At 74.8% G+C, this 19,434-nt stretch carries 21 protein-coding genes and 1 riboswitch; of the genes, 5 read left to right on the top strand and 16 right to left on the bottom strand.

The annotated features are described in order from the left end of the window. Positions 1 to 120 precede the first annotated feature (120 nt). Genes ACI79I_RS15785 through ACI79I_RS15765 form a run of 5 tightly spaced genes read right to left on the bottom strand, consistent with a single transcriptional unit; the run spans position 121 to position 4,923 of the window. Positions 121 to 1,470, bottom strand: a complete 1,350-nt coding sequence (locus tag ACI79I_RS15785) for an NtaA/DmoA family FMN-dependent monooxygenase (protein WP_456993265.1) — start codon at positions 1,468 to 1,470, stop codon at positions 121 to 123. 11 nt (positions 1,471 to 1,481) lie between these two features. Beyond that, positions 1,482 to 2,690 carry an LLM class flavin-dependent oxidoreductase gene (locus tag ACI79I_RS15780; protein ID WP_456993264.1) on the bottom strand — a complete coding sequence of 403 codons (1,209 nt, stop codon included), beginning with the start codon at positions 2,688 to 2,690 and terminating at the stop codon, positions 1,482 to 1,484. Next, positions 2,687 to 3,514: a DUF1684 domain-containing protein gene (locus tag ACI79I_RS15775; RefSeq protein WP_456993263.1), complete on the bottom strand. Its 828-nt coding sequence runs from the start codon at positions 3,512 to 3,514 to the stop codon at positions 2,687 to 2,689. The genes ACI79I_RS15780 and ACI79I_RS15775 overlap by 4 nt, the downstream gene beginning before the upstream one ends. A gap of 2 nt (positions 3,515 to 3,516) precedes the next feature. Then, complete coding sequence (locus ACI79I_RS15770) at positions 3,517 to 3,927, bottom strand: beta-class carbonic anhydrase (protein WP_456993262.1); 411 nt, start codon at positions 3,925 to 3,927, stop codon at positions 3,517 to 3,519. Positions 3,928 to 3,948: 21 nt separating this feature from the next. Further along, a complete protein-coding gene (locus tag ACI79I_RS15765; RefSeq protein WP_456993261.1) occupies positions 3,949 to 4,923 on the bottom strand; it encodes a sulfotransferase in 975 nt (324 codons plus the stop codon). A 68-nt stretch (positions 4,924 to 4,991) separates the two neighbouring features. Between ACI79I_RS15765 and ACI79I_RS15760 the strand changes: the two genes are divergently transcribed. Beyond that, on the top strand, positions 4,992 to 5,915 hold the full coding sequence (locus ACI79I_RS15760; RefSeq protein WP_456993260.1) for a hypothetical protein: 924 nt from the start codon (positions 4,992 to 4,994) through the stop codon (positions 5,913 to 5,915). A gap of 5 nt (positions 5,916 to 5,920) precedes the next feature. Here ACI79I_RS15760 and ACI79I_RS15755 read toward each other — a convergent pair whose 3' ends face one another. After that, entirely contained in the window at positions 5,921 to 7,300 is a 1,380-nt protein-coding gene (locus ACI79I_RS15755) for an aminotransferase class V-fold PLP-dependent enzyme (RefSeq protein ID WP_456993259.1), read from the bottom strand. Positions 7,301 to 7,333: 33 nt separating this feature from the next. Further along, positions 7,334 to 7,447: riboswitch (SAM riboswitch) on the bottom strand. 227 nt (positions 7,448 to 7,674) lie between these two features. On the opposite strand from ACI79I_RS15755, the gene ACI79I_RS15750 reads away from it, so the two are divergent. The 3 genes from ACI79I_RS15750 (at position 7,675) to ACI79I_RS15740 (ending at position 9,949) form a co-directional block, all read left to right on the top strand. Continuing rightward, positions 7,675 to 8,802 (top strand): LLM class flavin-dependent oxidoreductase, encoded by a 1,128-nt coding sequence (locus ACI79I_RS15750; RefSeq protein ID WP_456993258.1) that lies wholly within the window; start codon positions 7,675 to 7,677, stop codon positions 8,800 to 8,802. Further along, positions 8,799 to 9,299 carry an NADPH-dependent FMN reductase gene (locus ACI79I_RS15745; RefSeq protein ID WP_456993257.1) on the top strand — a complete coding sequence of 167 codons (501 nt, stop codon included), beginning with the start codon at positions 8,799 to 8,801 and terminating at the stop codon, positions 9,297 to 9,299. Before ACI79I_RS15750 ends, ACI79I_RS15745 begins: the two co-directional genes overlap by 4 nt. A gap of 122 nt (positions 9,300 to 9,421) precedes the next feature. Next, on the top strand, positions 9,422 to 9,949 hold the full coding sequence (locus ACI79I_RS15740) for a cysteine dioxygenase (RefSeq protein WP_456993256.1): 528 nt from the start codon (positions 9,422 to 9,424) through the stop codon (positions 9,947 to 9,949). A 125-nt stretch (positions 9,950 to 10,074) separates the two neighbouring features. Here ACI79I_RS15740 and ACI79I_RS15735 read toward each other — a convergent pair whose 3' ends face one another. The 10 genes from ACI79I_RS15735 to ACI79I_RS15690 form a co-directional block, all read right to left on the bottom strand. Next, positions 10,075 to 10,932 (bottom strand): class III extradiol dioxygenase subunit beta, encoded by an 858-nt coding sequence (locus ACI79I_RS15735; RefSeq protein WP_456993255.1) that lies wholly within the window; start codon positions 10,930 to 10,932, stop codon positions 10,075 to 10,077. Beyond that, positions 10,925 to 11,293: a protocatechuate 4,5-dioxygenase subunit alpha gene (ligA, locus tag ACI79I_RS15730; protein WP_456993254.1), complete on the bottom strand. Its 369-nt coding sequence runs from the start codon at positions 11,291 to 11,293 to the stop codon at positions 10,925 to 10,927. Before ligA ends, ACI79I_RS15735 begins: the two co-directional genes overlap by 8 nt. Continuing rightward, positions 11,283 to 11,462, bottom strand: coding sequence for a hypothetical protein (locus ACI79I_RS15725; protein ID WP_456993253.1), 180 nt, complete (start codon positions 11,460 to 11,462; stop codon positions 11,283 to 11,285). The genes ligA and ACI79I_RS15725 overlap by 11 nt, the downstream gene beginning before the upstream one ends. After that, positions 11,459 to 11,737: a muconolactone Delta-isomerase family protein gene (locus ACI79I_RS15720; protein ID WP_456993252.1), complete on the bottom strand. Its 279-nt coding sequence runs from the start codon at positions 11,735 to 11,737 to the stop codon at positions 11,459 to 11,461. Before ACI79I_RS15720 ends, ACI79I_RS15725 begins: the two co-directional genes overlap by 4 nt. A 23-nt stretch (positions 11,738 to 11,760) precedes the next feature. After that, positions 11,761 to 12,465, bottom strand: a complete 705-nt coding sequence (locus tag ACI79I_RS15715) for an alpha/beta hydrolase (RefSeq protein ID WP_456993251.1) — start codon at positions 12,463 to 12,465, stop codon at positions 11,761 to 11,763. Positions 12,466 to 12,478: 13 nt separating this feature from the next. Next, positions 12,479 to 13,585, bottom strand: coding sequence for a Rieske 2Fe-2S domain-containing protein (locus ACI79I_RS15710; protein ID WP_456993250.1), 1,107 nt, complete (start codon positions 13,583 to 13,585; stop codon positions 12,479 to 12,481). A 328-nt stretch (positions 13,586 to 13,913) separates the two neighbouring features. Continuing rightward, positions 13,914 to 14,606 carry a response regulator transcription factor gene (locus tag ACI79I_RS15705; protein WP_456993249.1) on the bottom strand — a complete coding sequence of 231 codons (693 nt, stop codon included), beginning with the start codon at positions 14,604 to 14,606 and terminating at the stop codon, positions 13,914 to 13,916. Beyond that, positions 14,603 to 16,201 (bottom strand): histidine kinase, encoded by a 1,599-nt coding sequence (locus ACI79I_RS15700; protein WP_456993248.1) that lies wholly within the window; start codon positions 16,199 to 16,201, stop codon positions 14,603 to 14,605. The genes ACI79I_RS15705 and ACI79I_RS15700 overlap by 4 nt, the downstream gene beginning before the upstream one ends. A 159-nt stretch (positions 16,202 to 16,360) precedes the next feature. After that, on the bottom strand, positions 16,361 to 17,698 hold the full coding sequence (locus tag ACI79I_RS15695) for an MFS transporter (protein ID WP_456993247.1): 1,338 nt from the start codon (positions 17,696 to 17,698) through the stop codon (positions 16,361 to 16,363). Positions 17,699 to 17,850: 152 nt separating this feature from the next. Then, entirely contained in the window at positions 17,851 to 18,012 is a 162-nt protein-coding gene (locus ACI79I_RS15690) for a hypothetical protein (protein ID WP_456993246.1), read from the bottom strand. A 175-nt stretch (positions 18,013 to 18,187) separates the two neighbouring features. Between ACI79I_RS15690 and fdhA the strand changes: the two genes are divergently transcribed. After that, positions 18,188 to 19,411 carry a formaldehyde dehydrogenase, glutathione-independent gene (gene fdhA, locus ACI79I_RS15685; protein WP_456993245.1) on the top strand — a complete coding sequence of 408 codons (1,224 nt, stop codon included), beginning with the start codon at positions 18,188 to 18,190 and terminating at the stop codon, positions 19,409 to 19,411. Positions 19,412 to 19,434 lie beyond the last annotated feature (23 nt).

The following is a 19,434-nucleotide window of genomic DNA, read 5'->3' as shown; positions in this document are numbered from 1 at the left end:
CCCCCCCCCCCCCCCCCCCCCCCCCCCCCCGCCCCCCCCCCCCCCCCCCCCCCCCCCCCCCCCCCCCCCCCCCCCCCCCCCACGACCGGCAACGCCCGTCAGCCGGGGAGCGTCGGCAGCTCAGTGGGCCCGCGGGGACACCGGTGCCAGGCCGAGGTGGTCGCGCAGGGTGACCCCCTCGTAGTCGGCGCGGAAGACGCCGCGCTCCTGCAGCAGCGGGACGACCCGGTCGACGAACGGGTCCAGCCCGCCCGGGGTGATGTGCGGGACGAGGATGTAGCCGTCCGCGGCGTCGGACTGCACGAGGTCGTCGATGGTGGCGGCGACCGTCGACGGGCTGCCGATGAACGACTGGCGGCTCTGCACCTCGATCATCAGCTCCCGGATGGAGTAGCCCTTCTCCGCGGCGAGCTCCCGCCACTGCCGCGCGGTGGCCAGCGGGTCGCGGTACATGCGCACCTGCGCGCGGCCCTGGGCCACGTGGCCCTCCCCCACCACGGGGTCGACCTCCGGCAACGGCCCGTCGGGGTCGTAGGCGGACAGGTCCCGGTTCCACACCTGCTCGAGGAACCGGATCGCCGTCTGCCCGGACACCTGCTGCCGGCGGACCTCGTGCGCCAGCTCGGCGGCCTCGGCGTCGGTGTCCCCGATGACGAAGGTGGCCGCCGGCAGGATGAGCAGCGAGTCGCGGGACCGGCCGTAGCGCGCCAGCCGCCCCTTCACGTCGGCGTAGAACGCCTGCCCGGCCTCCCGGGTGCTGTGCCGGCTGAAGATCGCGTCGGCCGACGACGCAGCGAACTCCCGGCCCTCCTCGGAGTCCCCCGCCTGGAACACCACCGGCCGCCCCTGCGGACTGCGCGGCACGTCGAAGCGCCCGGCGATGTCGAAGTGCGCGTCGCGGTGGGCGAACCGGCCGGCCCGCGGGTCGCCGAGGAAGACCCCGCGCTCCTTGTCGGCGACGATCTCGTCCCCTCGCCAGGTGTCGACCAGCTCCAGCACCGTCTGCAGGAACGTGCGGGCGCGCTCGTAGCGCTGGTCCTGCGGCAGGAACCCGCCGCGCCGGAAGTTCTCGCCGGTGAAGGCGTCCCAGGAGGTGACCACGTTCCAGGCGGCCCGGCCGCCGGAGAGGTGGTCGAGGGTGGCGAACTGGCGGGCGACCTCGTAGGGCTCGTTGAACGTCGAGTTGATCGTCCCGGTGAGCCCGAGCCGGTCGGTGACGGCGGCCAGGGCGGCCAGCACGGTGAAGGTGTCCGGCCGGCCCACGACGTCGAGGTCGTACACGAGGCCGTTCTGCTCGCGCAGCCGCAGCCCCTCGGCGAGGAACAGGAAGTCGAACCTCCCCCGCTCGGCGGCCTGCGCGAACCGCACGAACGACGAGAACTCGATGTGGCTGCCGGCCGCGGGGTCGCTCCAGACGGTCGTGTTGTTGACCCCCGGGAAGTGCGCCGCGAGGTGGATCTGCTTGGTCATCCCTCGTCTCCTCAGGCCGGGGCGTAACGGTTGGCGGGGCGGGGCAGACCGAGCAGGCCGCGCAGCGTGGTGGCCTCGTACGCGGTCCGGAACAGCCCGCGGCGCTGCAGTTCCGGCACCAGCCCCTCGGTGACCTGGACCAGGTCGTGCGGGAGGGCGGCCGGGCGGAGCCGGAAACCGGTCAGGCCGGCCTGGTGCCACTCGGTGAGCAGGTCGGCCAGCTGGGCCGGCGTCCCGGCGAACACCCGCGCGTCGCTGACGTACTCGCTCCCCGCGGCGTCGTCCAGCCGCCGCCGGCGCGCGGCGGCCGCCTCCGGCGTCGCGTCGAGGAAGACCACGAGGTCCCCGAAGACGTGCACGGTCTCCCCGGCCCGCCCGGCCAGGGCCTGCGCGGCGCGGATCTCGCCGACGATCGCCGTGGCGTCCACGGCGTCCCCCGGGGTCACGTACCCGACGTCGGCGCTGCGGGCCACGAGCTCGTACGGGATCGTCTGGTGGGCCAGGGCGGAGACGACCGGCTGCCCCTGCGGCGGCCGCGGCGTGATCGAGGGCCCCTTCACCGAGAACCAGCGGCCGGTGAAGTCGATGTAGTGCAGCTTCTCCCGGTCGATGAAGCGGCCCGTGGCGACGTCGCGGATCTCCGCGTCGTCCTCCCAGCTGTCCCACAGCCGGCGGACCACCTCGACCCAGTCGACGGCCTCGTCGAACAGGTCCCGCAGCGCCGCCTGGACGGCCGGGTCGTTCCGGTCGAGGCTGCCCAGCTCCGGCACGGTGCGGCGGCCGAAGTGCGCGGCCTCGGCCCGGCTCGAGGACACGCGCACCCGGACCCCGGCCCGGCCGTTGCTCACGTAGTCGAGGGTGGCGATCGCCTTGGACAGGTGGAAGGGCTCGGTGTGCGTGACCACGGCGGTGGGCACCAGCCCGATCCCCTCGGTCACGGGGGCGACCCGCGCGGCGACCTGGACGGCGTCGAGCCGGCCGCGGACCTGGTCGGTGCGGTCGTCGGGGCCGTGCCGGTCGGTCGACTGCAGCGAGAGGGCGTCCTCGAAGGTCACCAGGTCCAGCAGCCCGCGCTGGGCCTCCCGCACGAGGTCCACCCAGTAGCCGGCGGTCAACAGCTCGGCCGGCCGCGCGTCCGGCTCGCGCCAGGCGGCCGGGTGCCAGCCGGCGCCGTCCAGGGCGACGGCGAGGTGGACGTGGGCAGGGTGCAGGGGGCTCATGCGCGGCGCTCCAGCGGGATCTGCTCGCCGGCCTCGATCGCCACGGGCAGCCGGTTCTCGGCCGGTGGCAGCGGGCAGGTGGCGAAGTCGGTGTAGGCGCAGGGCAGGTTGACCGCGCGGTTGAAGTCCAGGACGACCCGCCCGTCGGCGTCCGGCGCGCTCAGCGCCAGCGACCGGTTGGCGGCGTACGTGGTGACGCCGGAGGTCGCGTCGGTGAACAGGACCAGCAGGCTGCCGGGGTCCTTGCCGGGGAACGCGGTGAGCGACAGGGCCCGCCCGGCCAGCTCGAACTCGACCACCCCGGGGGCGTCGTAGACGTGCTCGAGGCCGGCCACCGCCGCACCCACGGTCGTGGGGCGGGGCTCGGGGAAGGGCAGGAACCGGCCGGGAGCGACCCACCGGCGGTCCGGCGGGAACGTCGGCGTCCCGGCGTACCGGACCCGCAGGGGGGAGTCGGGGTGCCGCGGCCGGACGACGTCGTGCCCGCCGCGGCGGGCGACCTCCACGACCAGGTCGCCGGAGGAGGCCAGCACGCCGCCGCGCTCCGGGATGCGGCCGACGACGTGCTCGCCGGAGACCGGGGTGCCGTCGACGGAGAGCTGCTCGCCCTCGTCGAGGGTCACCACGACGCCGCGCGGGCCGGTCGACCAGGCACCGGGGACGCCGGGGAACCGCTGCGGCGCCCCGGTGAGCCAGTGCAGTCCGGTGACGGCGAGGAACCCGTGCGGATCGGCGCGGTCGGCCTCGTGCCGGCGGTGCCAGTCGGCCCAGTCCCGGGCGAAGTCGTCGGTGTCGGGGGTGGACGGGGCGGAGACGGCGGTCATGGTCAGTGCACCTCGGAGAGCTCGCCGGTGGCGACGTCGGAGACGAACCCGCGGACGCTGTCCTCCACGGGGACGAACGGGCTGTCGAGGATCCGCTGCCGCTGCACCTGCACGTCCTCCTCCAGCTCGGGGAACGCCTCGGAGTGCCAGTGCGGCCGGGTGCCCACCTCCTGCTCGATCGACGCGCGGGAGTCCTCGTCGCGGAACGTCAGCATCCCGCAGTCGGTGTGGTGGGCCAGCACGACCTCGCGGGTGCCCAGCAGCCGCCGGCTCGTCGCCAGCGATCGGATCTCGTCGTCGGTGACCACGCCGCCGGCGTTGCGGACGACGTGCGCCTCGCCCTCGGACGGGCCCGGCGCCCGGTGGACGTCGAGCGGGGCGTCGGCGGCGAGCAGTTCGTCGATGACGGTCATGGGGGTGCTCCTCTCAGGGGGTCAGGACGAGACCGAGCCGGTCGAGCGGGACCGGAAGTCGCCGCGGCCGGTGTCGCCCTTCCAGTCGGCGAAGGACTCACCGGTGAGCTCCTCGAGCAGCGCGATGTCGTCGAGCAACGGGGCGAGCACCTCGCGGCGGACCTCGACCGGCATCGCCGGCCGCGGAGCCCGGCCCGCGTGCAGCGCCGCGACCAGCGGGCGGCTGACCTGGCGCCACACCTGCGGCGGCGCGTAGGCGCCGAGCGCCGCCCCGGCCCGCACGACCCGGGCGAGCGCCCGGTACCGCGGGGTGTCGGCGACGTGGGGCTTGACGTTCTCCGGTGCCACCGTGTGGGCGATACCGGGCTCGACGCCGAGGAAGGCGCTGACCCGGTCCAGCGTCTCCCGCGGGGTGTCGACCAGCTGCCGGTAGCGCAGCAGGAACACCCGCTCGCGGGGCACGTGCCGGTACAGGTCGCGCAGCTGCTCGCCGTAGCGGCCCAGGCCCCGGTAGTGCCAGAACGGCGCCCAGCCCTCGGCGATCCGCTGCTCCTCCAGCCGGACGGCGGTGAGGAAGTCGGCCACCGGCTCCAGCCCGTCGGCGCGCAGGTGCACCCAGTTGGACCAGGCGCGGTCCACCGGGTCGCGGACCACGACCACGACCTTGACGTCGGGTACGTCGGCGGCCAGCCGGGCCTGCGCGGCCCGGTCGTACAGGTAGAACGGCGTGCTCTCGCCGCGGACGGCGTCCTCGGGGGCGGCGGCGAACAGCGCGAGGTACCGGTCCCGCCGCCAGATCCACTCCTGCGCGCTGTGGGCGTCGCCGGGGCCGCGCTGGCCGCTGCGCGGTGGGGGCCGGCCGTCGGTCAGGTAGTACTTCGGCTCCTTGACCGGGGAGAGGTACAGCCCCGGGTGCGTGGCCAGCGCGGCGTGCAGGGCCGTCGTCCCGGCCTTCGGCGCGCCGGCGATGACGAACTGCGGCAGTCGACCGCTCATGCGGACCCCCTCCTCGATCGGTGTGCACACTGGGCGCCGTCCCCCTCGCCCGAGACCGGAGCCGCCGCGTGCCGTCCAGCCCCGTCCCGACCCTGCCCCGCCTCCCGGACCCGCACCGGTTCTGGGCCGATGCGCAGGTGGTCCTGGCCCCCGAGGACCCGCGCCCGGGTTCGTGGGCCGGTGGGCCGTCGGCCCAGCTGGTCGACGGGACGTGGTGGCTGGCCTACCGGCTGCGGCGGCCGGTCGGCGAGGGCCGTGGCTTCGCCAACGCCGTGGCCCGCTCCGACGACGGCGTGGTCTTCACCCCGGTGGTGGGGATCGGCAAGGACGCCTTCGGCGCCGAGTCGCTGGAGCGCCCGGCGCTGGTCCACACACCCGACGGGCGCTGGCGGCTCTACGTCAGCTGCGCGACGCCGGGGACCAAGCACTGGCGGGTCGACCTGCTGGAGGCCGACACCGTGGAGGGCCTGGGGACGGCGACCCCGCGCACGGTGCTGCCCGGCAGCGACACCGAGGCGGTCAAGGACCCGGTGATCCGGCACGACGGGCGGCAGTGGCACCTGTGGGCCAGCGTGCACCCGCTCGACGACCCCGATGCCACCGACCGGATGACCACCGAGCACGCGACCAGCGACGACGGCGTCGCGTGGACCTGGCGGGGGACCGCCCTGGCCGGCACGCCCGGCAGCTGGGACGCCCGCGGCGTGCGGTTCGCCGCGGTCCTCCTCGACGGCGCCGGGACCTGGGCGCTCTACGACGGCCGGGCCACGGCGGAGGAGAACTGGGAGGAGCGCACCGGCCTCGCGATCGGTGACGGGGACGGCCGGTTCACCGCCGTCCCGGACGGTCCCTTGCTGCAGAGTCCGCACCCGCCCGGCGGCCTGCGCTACGCCGACGCGGTCGCGGTCCCCGGCGGCGGCGTCCGCTGGTTCTACGAGGCGACGCGGGCCGACGGCGCGCACGAGCTGCGCACGGTGCTGCTGCCGGGCTGACACGCTCAGCGCCCCGCCGGGCCGCAGGCGGCCCCGCGCGCGACCGCCCGGGGGTCCGCGCCCGCCAGACCGGCCGGCGGCCGCGGGTCGTCGGCCGGCTGCCAGCGGCCCTCGCGGACGACGTAGGCGGTGCCCGGGCCCTCGCCCAGGAACGCGACCAGGCCGTCGAGCAGCCGGTCGACGTCGGCCGCCGTGGTGGCCACGCCGACGCTGGCCCGCAGCGCCCCCTCGGGGATCCCGAGCCGGTCGAGCAGCGGGTGGGCGCAGAACCGGCCGTCCCGCAGGCCCACGCCGTGCTCGGCCGACAGGACGGCGGCCACCAGCCCCGGGTCGGCGCCCTCGACGGTGAAGCCCACGACGCCGGTGGGCGTGGTCGAGTCGGGCCAGATCCGCAGCCGTCGCACGCCGGGCAGCGCGTCCAGGCCGGCCTCCAGCCGCGCGCGCAGGGCCCGCTCGTGCGCCTCGAGGGCCCCCTCCGGCAGCGCGGCGAGCGTGTCGCAGGCGGCCGCCAGCGCCACCGCGCCGAGCACGTTCGGCGAGCCGCCCTCGTGCCGGTGCGGCGCCGGGGCCCAGGTGGTCTCGGCCACGGTCACCGCCTGCACCGCCCCACCGCCGGCCAGGTGGGCCGGCGCGGCGTCGAGCCAGTCGCGGCGGCCGACCAGGGCCCCGGTGCCGTAGGGCGCGTAGAGCTTGTGCCCCGAGAACGCCACGTAGTCCGCGCCGGTGGCCGCGAGGGAGAACCCGCGGTGCGGCACCAGCTGGGCGCCGTCGACGGCCACCCGCGCGCCGGCGGCGTGCGCCAGCGCGACGACGTCGGCCAGCGGCAGCGCCTCCCCGGTCACGTTGGAGGCGCCCGTGACCGCGACCAGGGCGTACCGGGAGGCGGCGAGCTCGGCCGCCAGGGCCCGCAGGGTGGCGGTCACCGTCTCCCGGATCGGCAGGACGGTCGTGGCCGCGCGGCGCTGCCACGGCAGCAGGTCGGCGTGGTGCTCGCAGTCGAGGACGAGCACCCGCTCCCCCGGTGGCACGCACCCGGCGAGCAGGTTGAGCGAGTCGGTGGTGTTCCGCGTCAGCACGCAGACGTCGTCGGGGCGGGCGCCGACGAACGCGGCGACGGTGTCGCGCGCGGACTCGTAGAGCGCCGTCGAGACCTGCGACAGGTACCCGGCGCCCCGGTGCACGCTCGCGTACAGGGGGAGCGCCTCGGCGACCCGGCCGGCCACCGCGGTCAGCGCCGGCGTGCTGGCCGCGGTGTCGAGGTCGGCGTAGCGGACCCACCCCGACGGCACGAGCGGCACCGCGGTGCCCGCGCCGACCACCGGCAGCAGCGGGCCCTCCGGCGCGGCGGGGACGACGGCGGGGCGGGACAGGACAGCGCCGGTCACGCGGGCCTCCTCGGTTCGGGGACCCGGTCGGCGGGTCCGCGCTTGCGGGGACCGGTCGGCACCCGCCTGGTCGTCACCCGGGGCACCCCATCGCGGAGGAAGGGTTGCCGGCCAGCGAGCCGGGGCTTGTCGCTGGCGCTCATGACCTGCCGAGGAGCCTGACACGACCCCCTGTTCCCGTCAAACCCGATCGGGATGGTAGAGATATGTCCGTGCCCGTCCTCCCCGTCCTCACCGCCGCCACGCCGCGGCTGGTCCGTCGGGTGCACGTGGACCTGGGCCGCGTCTGGTCGGCCCGCTGTCGCTGACGGCGCCCCCGTCCACCCCCTCCGGCCGCCGTCCCGCGCGGCCGCTCATCCCTCCGAGGACCACCCGTGCCGATCGAGTTCCTGGGCATCGCAGCCACCAACGACGGATCCGAGACCACCCCGCGCTCCGGGCCGAGCTTCGACAAGCAGTTCACGCTGCGACTCGGCCGCGCGCACGAGGACTGGGGGTGGGACCGCGTGCTGTTCGCGTACGGCTCCGGCTCCCCCGAGCCGGCCGCCGCCGCCGCGTACCTGCTCTCCCACACCGAGCGGCTGCAGGTGCTGCTGGCCCACCGGCCCAACGTCAGCCACCCGACCTTCGCCGCGAAGACCTTCGCCACCCTCGACCAGATCGGCGACGGCCGGCTGACGGTGCACTTCATCACCGGGGGGACCGACCGCGAGCAGCAGCGCGAGGGCGACCACCTCACCGAGGACCAGCGCTACGGCCGCACCCGCGAGTACATCCGGATCGTCAAGAAGGCCTGGACCTCGGGCGAGCCGTTCGACTGGGACGGCGAGCACTACCGGTTCGCCGACTTCGTGAGCGACGTTTTCCCGGTGCAGCAGCCCCGCCCCGACGTCTCCTTCGGCGGCTCGTCGGAGGCCGCCTACGCCGCCGGCGGGGCCGAGGCCGACGTCTTCGCCCTGTGGGGTGAGCCGCTGGCCGACACCGCGGCGCAGATCGAGCGGGTGCACGCCGCCGCCCGCGCCGCGGGCCGGACCGCGATGCCGCGCATCCAGGTCGCCTTCCGCCCGATCATCGCCCCCACGGAGGAGCTGGCCTGGGAGAAGGCGTACCGCACCGTCGACCGGATCACCGCCCGCACCGGCGGCGGCCTCCAGCCGCTGTCGCGGCGCCACCCGCTCACCGGCCCGGAGAACGCCGGCTCCCAGCGACTGCTGGAGATCGCCGGGCGCGGCGAGCGGTTCGACCGGGCGCTGTGGACGCCGACCGCGAAGGCCACCGGGGGCGCGGGCAACTCCAACGCGCTGGTGGGCACCCCGGAGACGGTGGCCCGGGCGCTCCTGGACTACGTCGACCTCGGGGTCGACATCATCTCGATGCGCGGCTACGACCTGCTCGGCGACGCCATCGACGTCGGCCGCCACGTGCTGCCGATCGTGCGCGAGGAGGTCGCCAAGCGCGACGCCGAGCGTGCCGCGGCCGCCCCTGCGACGGTGGTCGCGTGAGCACCGTCGCCGTCGTGGGCAACCCCAAGCCGCACTCGCGCACCCGCGCCGCGGCCGAGCTGGTCGCCGAGCGGCTGACCGGCGCCCCGGCCGACCGGGTCATCGACGTCGTCGAGCTCGGTGCCGGGCTGCTCGGCTGGGGCGACCCCGCTGTCGAGGAGGCTGTCGCCGCGGTACGGGCGGCCGAGGTCGCCGTCGTCGCCAGCCCCACCTACAAGGCCACCTACACCGGACTGCTCAAGCTCTTCCTCGACCAGATCGGCACCGGCGACCTCGCCGGGGTCGTGGCGGTGCCGCTCATGCTCGGCGGCGGGCCGGCGCACGCACTGGCGCCGGAGCTCCTGCTCAAGCCCGTGCTGGTCGAGCTGGGCGCCACCGCGCCCACCCGGGGGCTGTACCTGCTCGACAGGAGCTGGGACGACCCGGCACCGCTGGAGGCCTGGCTGGTGGCCGCGCGGCCGCAGGTGGACGCCGCACGCGGTGCGCGGCGGGCCTGACGTGGCGGTTCCCCGGTCCGACCTCACCCGACGCGCCGCCGTGGACCTGCTGCGGGTGGCCAGCGCGCGATGTCGCCGTCGCTGACGACCGCGCCCACCCCTCAGACCTCGGAGGACCCGTCGTGACCCGTTCCCTGCTGTCCCCTGTCCTGCCCACCGACCCGACCGCCCGCCGCACCGGCGCGGCCGCGCTGGCCGCCGCGCTCGCCGCCGTCGAGCACCGGTGGTCCCCGCTGGTGGAGTTCCGCGCCGAGCACCGCTGGACGCACCTGCTCGACCCCGGCCTCGCCGCCGACGTCCTGGACCCGGCGCTGCACGCCGACCTCGCCGCCGCGCAGGTGTGGCTGCTGTCCTGGCTGCCCGGCCAGGGCACCGACCTGCACGACCACGGCGGCTCCGCCGGGGCCTTCGCGGTCGTCCGCGGCACGCTGTCGGAGGAGGTCGGGGCGCTGCCGGAGGCGCGGCAGCTCGCCGCCGGCCGGGTCCGACCGTTCGGGCCGCACCACGTGCACCGGGTCACCAACCCCGCGCCGGAGCCGGCGGTGAGCGTGCACGTGTACAGCCCGCGGCTGACCGTCATGAACACCTACCGGGCCGACCGCGGCGGCCTGGTCCGCACCGGCACCGAGCGGGCCGGCGTCGACTGGTGACCGGCCGCTGAGACGCCGACGGGCCGGACCGCCCTGACGGAGGGGCGGCCCGGCCCGTCGGTCGCACGGCCCCGTCCAGAGGCTCGCGCCGAGCCTGCGAGGCGTGAGGGGGACGGGGTCCTTCGTCAGGCCGGCTGGGGCACCCGGTTGTCGAACAGCGCGATCGCCGCGGCGGTGTTGGACGCCGGCACGAAGTAGTGCGAGTGCACCTTCGTCACCTGCTCGTTCATCGCCCCGCGCATGATCAGCCACATGATCATCTCGATGCCCTCGGAGCCGGCCTCGCGGATGTAGTCCTCGCGGGAGAGCGTCGTCAGCTTCTCCGGGTCCTTCTCGATGGCCTCGAGGAACATGTGGTCGAACTCGGGGTTGATGTAGCCCGCCCGCGCCCCGGCCAGCTGGTGGGACATCCCGCCGGTGCCGAGGATCGCCACCTTGAGGTCCTTGGGGTAGCTGCGGATGGCCCGGCCCAGCGCCTGCCCGAGGGCGTAGCAGCGCGCGGCCGTGGGCTGCGGGTACTGGATGACGTTGACCAGCAGCGGGATCACCGGGCAGGGCCAGGCGTCACCCGGGTCCGGCGTCCAGACCGACAGCGGCACGGTGAACCCGTGGTCGACGTCGAGCTCCTGGAAGACGGTGAGGTCGAAGCCGTCGTCGACCAGGCTCTCCAGCAGGTGCAGCGACAGCTCCGGGTCGCCGACGACGTCGGGCACCGGGCGCTTGCCGAACCCCTCGTCGGCGACCGAGTACTGCTCGGCGGTGCCGATCCCGAACGTCGGGATGATGTCGAGGTCGATGCCGTTGGCGTGGTCGTTGTAGACGACGATCGCGACGTCCGGCCGGTGCTCGGCCAGCCACGCCCGGGCCGGGGCGTACCCGTCGAAGAGCCCCTTCCAGGCGGGGTCCTCGGTCTTGCCCCGGTCCATCGCCGCCCCGATCGAGGGGACGTGCGACGTCGCCAGGCCCCAGATCACCTCAGCCATCCCGCCGTCCTCCTGCTCGCATCGCCGCCACGAACTCCTCCTCGGTCATGCCGCTGAAGACCCCACCGAGGTACTGCATCGACCGGCCGTCCATCATCGCCAGCTTGTAGACGTAGAAGATGCTGCCGCCCAGGTCGATCATCGCCTGCCAGTCCCGGTCGAGCACCGCCTGCTTCTGCTCCGGGGTCAGCTTGAACTCGTCGCAGTAGGCCGCCTCGTCGGCCAGGAACCGCTCCCGCGCCTCCCCCGAGCGCAGGCTCATGAACAGCTTGTTCATGCGGAAGCCGCGCCGGCTGGTCTGCCCGTCGAAGACCGGCGTCCCCGGCAGGTCGAACCTGCCGGCCGGGGTGTCAGTGCTCATCGGTGCCCTTCTGTTCCTCGCCGGTGAGGTGCTCGTGGTCGTCCAGCCACTCCCACAGCTGGCGCGGGTGGGCGCTCTGCCGGGTGCGGCCGCACCAGCACGTCCCGAGCATCTCACCGTCGTACTGGCGGAACGTGATGCGCAGCTGCTGGCCGGTGGAGGTGGTCATGACCGTTCCTGCGGGTGTTGGGCCAGCGCCTCGACGTGCACGTCGAGCCACGGCGACATGGGCAGGGACACCAGTGCGTCGTGCAGCGCCCCGGGGTCGGTCGCCTCGAACAGGCCGATCCAGGCGTTGCGCCCGGGCACCCGCCACAGCCGCTTGAGGATGCCCGCCTCCCGCAGCTCCATGGCGCGGGCCCGCTCGCCGGAGCGCAGCTCGTCCCGCCGCTCGGCCGGGGTCTCCGGGGGCAGCAGGTTCTCGGCGCGGACGAGGAACTCCACGGTGCTCTCCTGTCGGGTCGGGGTCAGCGGGCGAGCTCGAGCAGGACGTCGGCCAGCGCCTTGGGGGCGGTGACCATCGCCTCGTGGCCGGTGTCGAGCTCGTGCACCGGCCAGCCGCGCTCGCGGGCCCGGTCGGCCTGGGAGCGGAACACCCGCATCCAGGTCACGCACTCGACGAAGGCGGCCGGCACCGCGTCGACCGCACCGGTGAGGTCGAGCCGGTCCAGGTAGGTCTTCCACGGGTGCGGGGTCAGCTTCGGGGTCAGCCAGTCGACGTCGGCGGACTCGGTGACGCCGAGGACCGAGAGCTTGCGCACCGGCACGAGCCAGCCGAAGCCCTGCTCGGCCGCCGACTCCGCCCAGTGGTGCTCCACCTGCTCGGGCAGCAGGTCGCGGGCCGCCTCGCCGTCGGAGCCGACGAAGGCGTCGAGGTACACCCGCCGGGCGATGGCGTCGGGCCGGCGGTCGGCGACCGCGGTCACGATCTGCCCGGCGTAGCTGTGCCCCACGAGGACGACGTCGCGCAGGGCGAAGGTGTCGATCAGCCGGACGACGTCCTCCACGTGGGTGTCCAGGCCCACCAGGGGGGACAGCAGGTGGGCGCGCTCGGACAGCCCGGTGAGCGTGGGGGCGTGCACCTCGTGGCCGGCGCCGCGCAGCAGCGGGGCCACGCGGTCCCAGCACCAGCCGCCGTGCCAGGCCCCGTGGACGAGGACGAAGGTCGTCATGTCCGCGACCCTCTCAGGCCTGGCCGGCCGGCTGCGCGGCGGCCGGCTGGGGCGCGGCGGCGGCCGGGCGGACGGGGCGCGCCGGGCGGGCGGGGGCCTCGCCGCGCGCGGCGGCCTCGGCCTTGGCCATCTTGTCCAGCAGGCGGCGGCCGCGGATGCCGGCGACGTCGGAGCGGATCGAGGACTCGATCATCCCCGGGTCGGTGGCGACCATGAGCTCCTGGATCTCCAGGGCGTCGACGTCCTCCTTCATGACCGACAGCTGCTGCTTGAGCTGGAAGTCCGACAGCTCCTGGTCGTCGATCTCGTAGTCCCGGCCCAGGGCGAAGAAGTCGTGCGTCGTGGTCTCGGTCGCCGGGGTCATCCCGTAGATGACCTTCATGTGGAAGCCCTCGGGCTCCTCGGTGCCGGTCGGGGCGATCCGGATGTTGAGGATGAAGATGCCCGGCGCGTAGAAGTCGCCGTCCTGCCAGCGGTCGATGTTCGTGGTGACGCCCATCGAGGACTTGTAGAAGGGCGGGGCCTCGATGTCGATCATGTGCCGGACGAAGGACACCCGGTTGCCCTCGCCGATCACGTCGATCGGGGTGGCGGCGACCGCGGCGTTGCCGATGGACGTCGGGTGCAGGAACGTCTCGTGGGTCAGGTCCAGCAGGTTCTCCACCAGGAGCACCTGGCGGGCCTTGAGACCCATCATGCCGTGCACGTGGGTCCAGCTCTCGTCGGTGAGCCAGGAGACGTCCGGGATGCCGTCGGGGTCGGCCTGCTCCGGGTCGCCGGGCCAGATCCAGACGATGCCGTAGCGCTCGACGACCGGGAAGCGGTGCACGGTGGCGCCCTTGGGCATGTCGGGCTGCTCGGCCACACCGACGCAGGCGCCCGAGCCGTCGATCTTGTAACCGTGGTAGTTGCAGGTGATGACGTCGCCGTCGAGCCGGCCCAGCGACAGGGGGTACCGGCGGTGCGGGCAGCGGTCCTCGATCGCGTTGGCGCTGCCGTCCGACAGCCGGTAGAAGCACACCGGCCGGCCGCAGATCCAGCGCTGCACCAGCGTCCGGCCGACCTCGTCGGACCAGGCGCCGATGTACCAGCCGTTCATGACGATGGGGTTGGCTGCCATGGGAGCTCCTCGGTGGGGTGGGGGGTCGGGCCTGGCCGGCCGGGGCGGGAGGCGTCCTCGTCAGGGGTCGGGGACCGGGCGGGGTCCTCGGCAGCGCGACACGCCGACCATTTCCACGGCGTCGGCCGCGCGCTCGTCGGCGGACGTCACGGGCGGGGCCTCCTGCGGGCGGACTGCGGGGCGCGGCCGGGTGACCGCGCTCACGTCCACGGTAGGGGGCGCGTGACCTGCGCGGATCGGCGCGGTGTCGGCTCCGCGACGGCCGCGGCGGCGCACCCGGCCTACGTCATCCGTCCTGGTCCCGGCCCGGTCCGCCGCGACCGCGGGCTCAGGCGGGCGGCGGGATGAGCCCCTCGCGGATGGCCAGCAGCGCCGCCTGCGTGCGGCTGGACAGCTGCAGCTTGCTCAGCACGTTGCTGACGTGCGTGCGGGCGGTGCGCTCGCTGATGACCAGCCGGTCGGCGATCTCGCGGTTGGAGTGGCCCTGCGCGACCAGGGCCAGGATCTCCCGCTCGCGGACCGTGAGGGAGGTGAGCCCGGTCTGCGGCGCGGCCATCCGGCGGGCCAGCTGCCGGGCCACGGCGGAGTCCAGGTGGACCTCCCCGGCCGCGGCGGCGGTGATCGCGGTGGCCACCTCGGCGGGGTCGGCGTCCTTGAGCACGTAGCCGGCGGCGCCCGCGGCCAGGGCCGCGTGCACCCGCTCGACCTCGCCGAAGCTGGTGAGGACGACGACCCGCACCTCCGGGTGCGCCCGGACGATCGCGGCGGTCGCCTCGACGCCGTCCATGCGCGGCATCTGCAGGTCCATCAGGACGACGTCGGGCATCGGCCGCCCGGTGGTCTGCCACTGGTGCAGCAGCTCGACCGCCTGCTGGCCGTCGCCGGCCTCGCCGAGAACCTCCAGGCCCGGGACGCCGGCCAGGTAGGCCTGCACGCCCCGGCGGACGATCGCGTGGTCGTCGACCAGCAGGACGCCGATCGCCCCGGTCGCCGGCCCGGTGTCGGTCGGTCCGGTGCTCATCGGGCCCTCCCCTCGCCGCCCGGCGCGGGCAGCGTCACCTCCACGCGCCAGCCACCGGACGGGCGCGGCCCGGCGACCAGCCGCCCGCCCCAGCGCTCGGCACGCTCGCGCATCGACACCAACCCCAGGCTGCCGCGCGGGCCGCCCGCTCCCGGCGCCGGCTCCCCCGGCCCGGAGTCGGGCAGCGCGCCGCACCCGTCGTCGGTCACCTCGACGACCAGCCCGCCGCCGGTGGCCGGCCGCCGGATGCGCACCCCGGCCTCGGTGGCACGCGCGTGCTTGACGACGTTGTGCAGCGCCTCCTGGACGATCCGGTAGAGGTCCTCCTGCACCTCCACGTCGACGTCCAGGTCGAGGTCATCCGGCGCGTCGACGTCGACGAGCAGCCGGGTGCGCGCCTCCACGCCGGCCGCGTGCGCGCGGACGGCCTCGACCAGGCCGTTCTCCGCGAGGTCCAGCGGCCGCAGCTCGAAGACCAGGCCGCGCAGGTCGGCCAGCGCGCTGGCGGAGAGCGCCGCGAGCTCCTCGGCTCCACTGCGCACGGTGGCGGGGTCGGCGTCGGCCTGGTCGAGGTGGGTGCGCAGCGCCTCGGCCTGCATCCGCATGGAGAACACCTGCTGGACGACGGAGTCGTGCAGGTCCCGCGCCAGCCGGCGGCGCTCGTCGGACTGCGCCCGCGACCGGGTCTGCGCCAGGAGGGAGGCGGTGTCGATGGCCACCGCGGCGGAGTCGGCCATCGCCTCGAGGAAGGCCAGCGAGCTCGGCCCGGGGTCCTCCCCCGGCTCGTAGTACGCGTTGATGATCCCGAGCGCGCGGCCGCGCACGACCATCGGCATCGAGACGAAGCTGTCCCAGTCGGGGCGGTCCATGATCTCGTGCAGCGGCGCCCACGTCGGGTCGGCCATGATGACCGGCTTGCGGTGCAGGCTGACGACCGGCTCCCGGCGCTGCAACGCCTCCATGAACAGCACGCGCGCGCCCAGCGCGCGGCACGCGGCCAGCTTGCCGGGGAAGTCCTCGGCGTCCCCGAAGCCGGCCATGCCCAGCAGCCGCAACTCGTCCTGCGGGTCGTCGAGGGCGATGATCTGGACGGCGGCGATGGTCGCGGTCATGGCGATCTCCCGGGCCACCGCGTCGAGGGTGGCGCGCAGGGAGTAGGCGTCGGCCACGCTGGACGCCGCCCGGGTGATCGCGGTCAGCCGCTCCTGCTGGCGCACGCTGTCGGTGACGTCGCTGAACCAGACCGCCCAGCGACCGGAGCCCACCGGCAGCACCCGGTACTCGAGCTCGCGGCGGCTGCCGCCCGGCGCCGTCCAGGCGGTCCGCCGCAGGTCCGCCGCGTCCGGGTCCCCGGCCCGCGGGTCGAAGGGGACGGTCGCGTCGACCAGCGCCGGGGCCGGCGAGCCGAGGACCGCGGCGGCCGCGGCGTTGAGGCCGAGCAGCCGCCCGGCGTCGTCCACCAGGGCCAGGCCGTCGGCGGAGACGCCGACCAGGGCGCACAGCACCGGGTCCTCGCCGATGCCGGGAGGCCACACGGCACCGGCTGCGGCATCCACCTCGCTGCCCACCCTCGTCCCGTCCCGCCCGTCGCTCACCGGCCCTCGCCGGGTCGATCGCGGTCAGCACGCTACCCCCGGCCGGGGCGTGGCCTGAGTGCCGATCCCCCCCTCCCGGAGCACCCGCGAGATCTGCACAGCGGCGCACATCGGGCCCCTCATGGCCGCCACTGTGCAGATCTCGCCGAGGGCCCGCGCTCAGGCGGAGGTGGCCGCGGCCGTCCCCAGCCGGTCGGCGTCGGCCTGCGCGGTCTTCGGCACCGCCCGGATGCCGAGCACCGCCAGCAGGCTGACCAGCGACAGCGCCGCCACGTAGAGCGCGATCGGCGTGGAGGAGTCGTAGGCCCCGTAGAGGGCGGTGGCCGCGATCGGCGTGATGGCGCCGCCGATCATGCCGCCGAGCTGGTAGGCGATCGAGATGCCGCTGTAGCGGGTCTTCACCTCGAAGATCTCGGTGAACAGCCCACCCTGGGCGCCGGCCATGATCCCCTGCACGATCGCCGCGACGACGAAGGCGAGCAGCGCCGCGGCGGCGCTGCCGGTGTTGACCAGCGCGAACATCGGCAGCGGCCAGATGACCGCGGTGAGCGCGCCGAGGGCGAAGACCGGCTTGGAGCCGAACCGGTCGGAGAGCACGGCGGCCACGACGATCGTGCCGATCCAGACCAGCGTCGAGGCGAGGATCAGCCACAGCAGCGTGGTGCGGTCGAAGCCGACGACCGTCGTCCCGTAGGTGAGCATGTAGACGATCACCGTGTAGCCGACGGCCGGCGGGGCGATCGAGGCGAGGCTGCCCAGGATGAGGGTGCGCGGCTGGCGGCGGAGCAGCTCGGCCACCGGGACCTTGCTGACCTCCTTGCGCTCCTTGACCTGCTGGAACTCCGGCGCGTCCTGCAGCTTGCTGCGCACGAGGAACCCGACGACGACCAGCACGATGCTGACCAGGAACGGGATCCGCCAGCCCCACGACAGGAAGGCGTCGTTGTCCATCCCGGAGACGGCGAGGAAGGCCAGGTTGGAGGTCAGGACGCCGACGGGGACGCCGAACTGCGCGAAGCTGCCGTAGACCGCCCGCCGCCGCGGGCTGGCGTGCTCGGTCGCGATGAGCACCGCGCCGCCCCACTCGCCGCCGACGCCGAAGCCCTGGATGAGCCGCAGGGTGACCAGCAGCAGCGGCGCCCCCACGCCGATGGCGGCGTACGTGGGCAGCACGCCGATGAGGAACGTGGACCCACCGGTGAGCAGCAGGGTGAGGACCAGCATCGACTTGCGGCCGATCCGGTCACCGAAGTGGCCGATGACCGCGGCGCCGAGCGGCCGGGCGATGAAGCCGACGGCGAAGGTGGCGAACGCGGCGAGGGTGCCGGCGACCGGCGAGAAGTCGGGGAAGAAGGCCGTCCCGAACACCAGCGCGGCGGCGGTGCCGAAGATGTAGTAGTCGTACCACTCGATCGACGTGCCGACGAAGCTGGCGGCGAAGATGCCCTTCTTCGACGGCCCCGCCTTGGCAGGCGCGGGGGTGGTGGGGGTTGCCACGGGGTGGGTTCTCCTCTGGACGCCGCTGTGCAGGGTGGCGCACCGGTGGTGATGCCGGTTACACCGTCCTGACGATGGAAACCGGTCGTGACCCGGAAGTCGTGAGCCCCTCGACCCGCTTGCCCCGGGTTCCCGCGGCGACGGCAGCTACGTCATCCGTCCCGGTCGCGCACCTCACCAGCGCCGACGCCGTGCACCCCGTCGGGGAGGGCCCCGGTCCGGCCCTCCCCGACGGCAGCTGCGCCCAGCGTGCTCGCCTCCGCGGCGATCGGCACCTCGACGCCCTGCGGCGGGACGGCGTCCTCCTGGAGCACGCCGTGGGCCGCGACGGATGTCGCACCCGCGCCCTCCGGGCGGACGTGGGGAGGTCCCGTCAGGTGCACGGGGCGACCGGGGACCACCTGGCCTAGCGTGACCCCGGGAGTCGACCGACCCGCCGGCAGCCGGCGCAGTGTGCCGGCGTCCACTCGACGACGAGGAGGAGGACCCATGGCGAACAACCGCGGCGTGACCTACCAGGGCCCGGGGAAGGTCGAGGTGCTCGACCTGGACTACCCCGAGCTCGTGCTCAAGGACGGCCCCGGCGTCCACCCGGACAACGTCGGGCGGCAGGTGCCGCACGGCGCGATCCTCAAGGTGCTGACGACCAACATCTGCGGCAGCGACCAGCACATGGTCCGCGGCCGCACCACCGCGCCGCACGGACTGGTGCTCGGCCACGAGATCCTCGGCGAGGTCGTCGAGACCGGCCCCGGCGTGGAGTTCGTCGAGGTCGGCGACGTCTGCTCGGTGCCGTTCAACATCTCCTGCGGGCGCTGCCGCAACTGCAAGGAGGGCAAGACCGGCATCTGCCTGAACGTCAACCCCGACCGTCCCGGCTCGGCCTACGGCTACGTCGACATGGGCGGCTGGCAGGGCGGCCAGGCCGAGTACGTGATGGTCCCCTACGCCGACTGGAACCTGCTGGTCTTCCCCGACCGCGACCAGGCGATGGAGAAGATCCTCGACCTGACGATGCTGTCGGACATCTTCCCGACCGGCTACCACGGCGCCTACACCGCCGGCGTCACCACCGGCTCGACGGTCTACGTCGCCGGCGCCGGCCCGGTGGGCCTGGCCGCAGCGGTCTCCGCGCAGCTCCTCGGCGCCGCCGTGGTCATCGTCGGGGACCTCAACGAGGAGCGGCTGGCCCAGGCCCGCTCGTTCGGCTGCGAGACCGTCGACGTCTCGAAGGGCGACCCGAAGGACCAGGTCGAGCAGATCCTCGGGGTCCCCGAGGTCGACGCCGGTGTGGACGCGGTCGGCTTCGAGGCGCGCGGCCACGGCGCGAGCGCGCAGGAGGCGCCGGCGACGGTGCTCAACTCGCTCATGGAGCTCACGGCCGCCGGCGGCGCGATCGGCATCCCCGGCCTGTACGTGACCGGCGACCCCGGCGGCATCGACGAGGCGGCCAAGGTCGGCGCGCTGTCCCTGTCGCTGGGCACCGGGTGGGCCAAGTCGCTGTCGTTCACCACCGGCCAGTGCCCGGTGATGCGCTACAACCGGCAGCTGATGATGGCGATCCTCCACGACCGGGTGCAGATCGCGAAGGCGGTCAACGCGACCGTCATCGGCCTGGACGACGCCCCGCGCGGCTACGCCGAGTTCGACCAGGGCGCCGCCCGCAAGTACGTCATCGACCCGCACGGGGTGACCGGGAAGGTCGCCGCCTGACCGGGGACCGCGTCGACGCCGTC

This window comes from Geodermatophilus sp. SYSU D01105 (assembly GCF_054050095.1).
This window is presented reverse-complemented; position numbering and strand designations above follow the sequence as displayed.

Bases quoted from the DNA above. Each gene is read 5' to 3' on its own strand.
- ACI79I_RS15785 (WP_456993265.1), bottom strand. From the start codon at position 1,470: ATGACCAAGCAGATCCACCTCGCGGCGCACTTCCCGGGGGTCAACAAC.
- ACI79I_RS15780 (WP_456993264.1), bottom strand. From the start codon at position 2,690: ATGAGCCCCCTGCACCCTGCCCACGTCCACCTCGCCGTCGCCCTGGAC.
- ACI79I_RS15775 (WP_456993263.1), bottom strand. From the start codon at position 3,514: ATGACCGCCGTCTCCGCCCCGTCCACCCCCGACACCGACGACTTCGCC.
- ACI79I_RS15770 (WP_456993262.1), bottom strand. From the start codon at position 3,927: ATGACCGTCATCGACGAACTGCTCGCCGCCGACGCCCCGCTCGACGTC.
- ACI79I_RS15765 (WP_456993261.1), bottom strand. From the start codon at position 4,923: ATGAGCGGTCGACTGCCGCAGTTCGTCATCGCCGGCGCGCCGAAGGCC.
- ACI79I_RS15735 (WP_456993255.1), bottom strand. From the start codon at position 10,932: ATGGCTGAGGTGATCTGGGGCCTGGCGACGTCGCACGTCCCCTCGATC.
- ligA (WP_456993254.1), bottom strand. From the start codon at position 11,293: ATGAGCACTGACACCCCGGCCGGCAGGTTCGACCTGCCGGGGACGCCG.
- ACI79I_RS15725 (WP_456993253.1), bottom strand. From the start codon at position 11,462: ATGACCACCTCCACCGGCCAGCAGCTGCGCATCACGTTCCGCCAGTAC.
- ACI79I_RS15715 (WP_456993251.1), bottom strand. From the start codon at position 12,465: ATGACGACCTTCGTCCTCGTCCACGGGGCCTGGCACGGCGGCTGGTGC.
- ACI79I_RS15710 (WP_456993250.1), bottom strand. From the start codon at position 13,585: ATGGCAGCCAACCCCATCGTCATGAACGGCTGGTACATCGGCGCCTGG.
- ACI79I_RS15705 (WP_456993249.1), bottom strand. From the start codon at position 14,606: ATGAGCACCGGACCGACCGACACCGGGCCGGCGACCGGGGCGATCGGC.
- fdhA (WP_456993245.1), top strand. From the start codon at position 18,188: ATGGCGAACAACCGCGGCGTGACCTACCAGGGCCCGGGGAAGGTCGAG.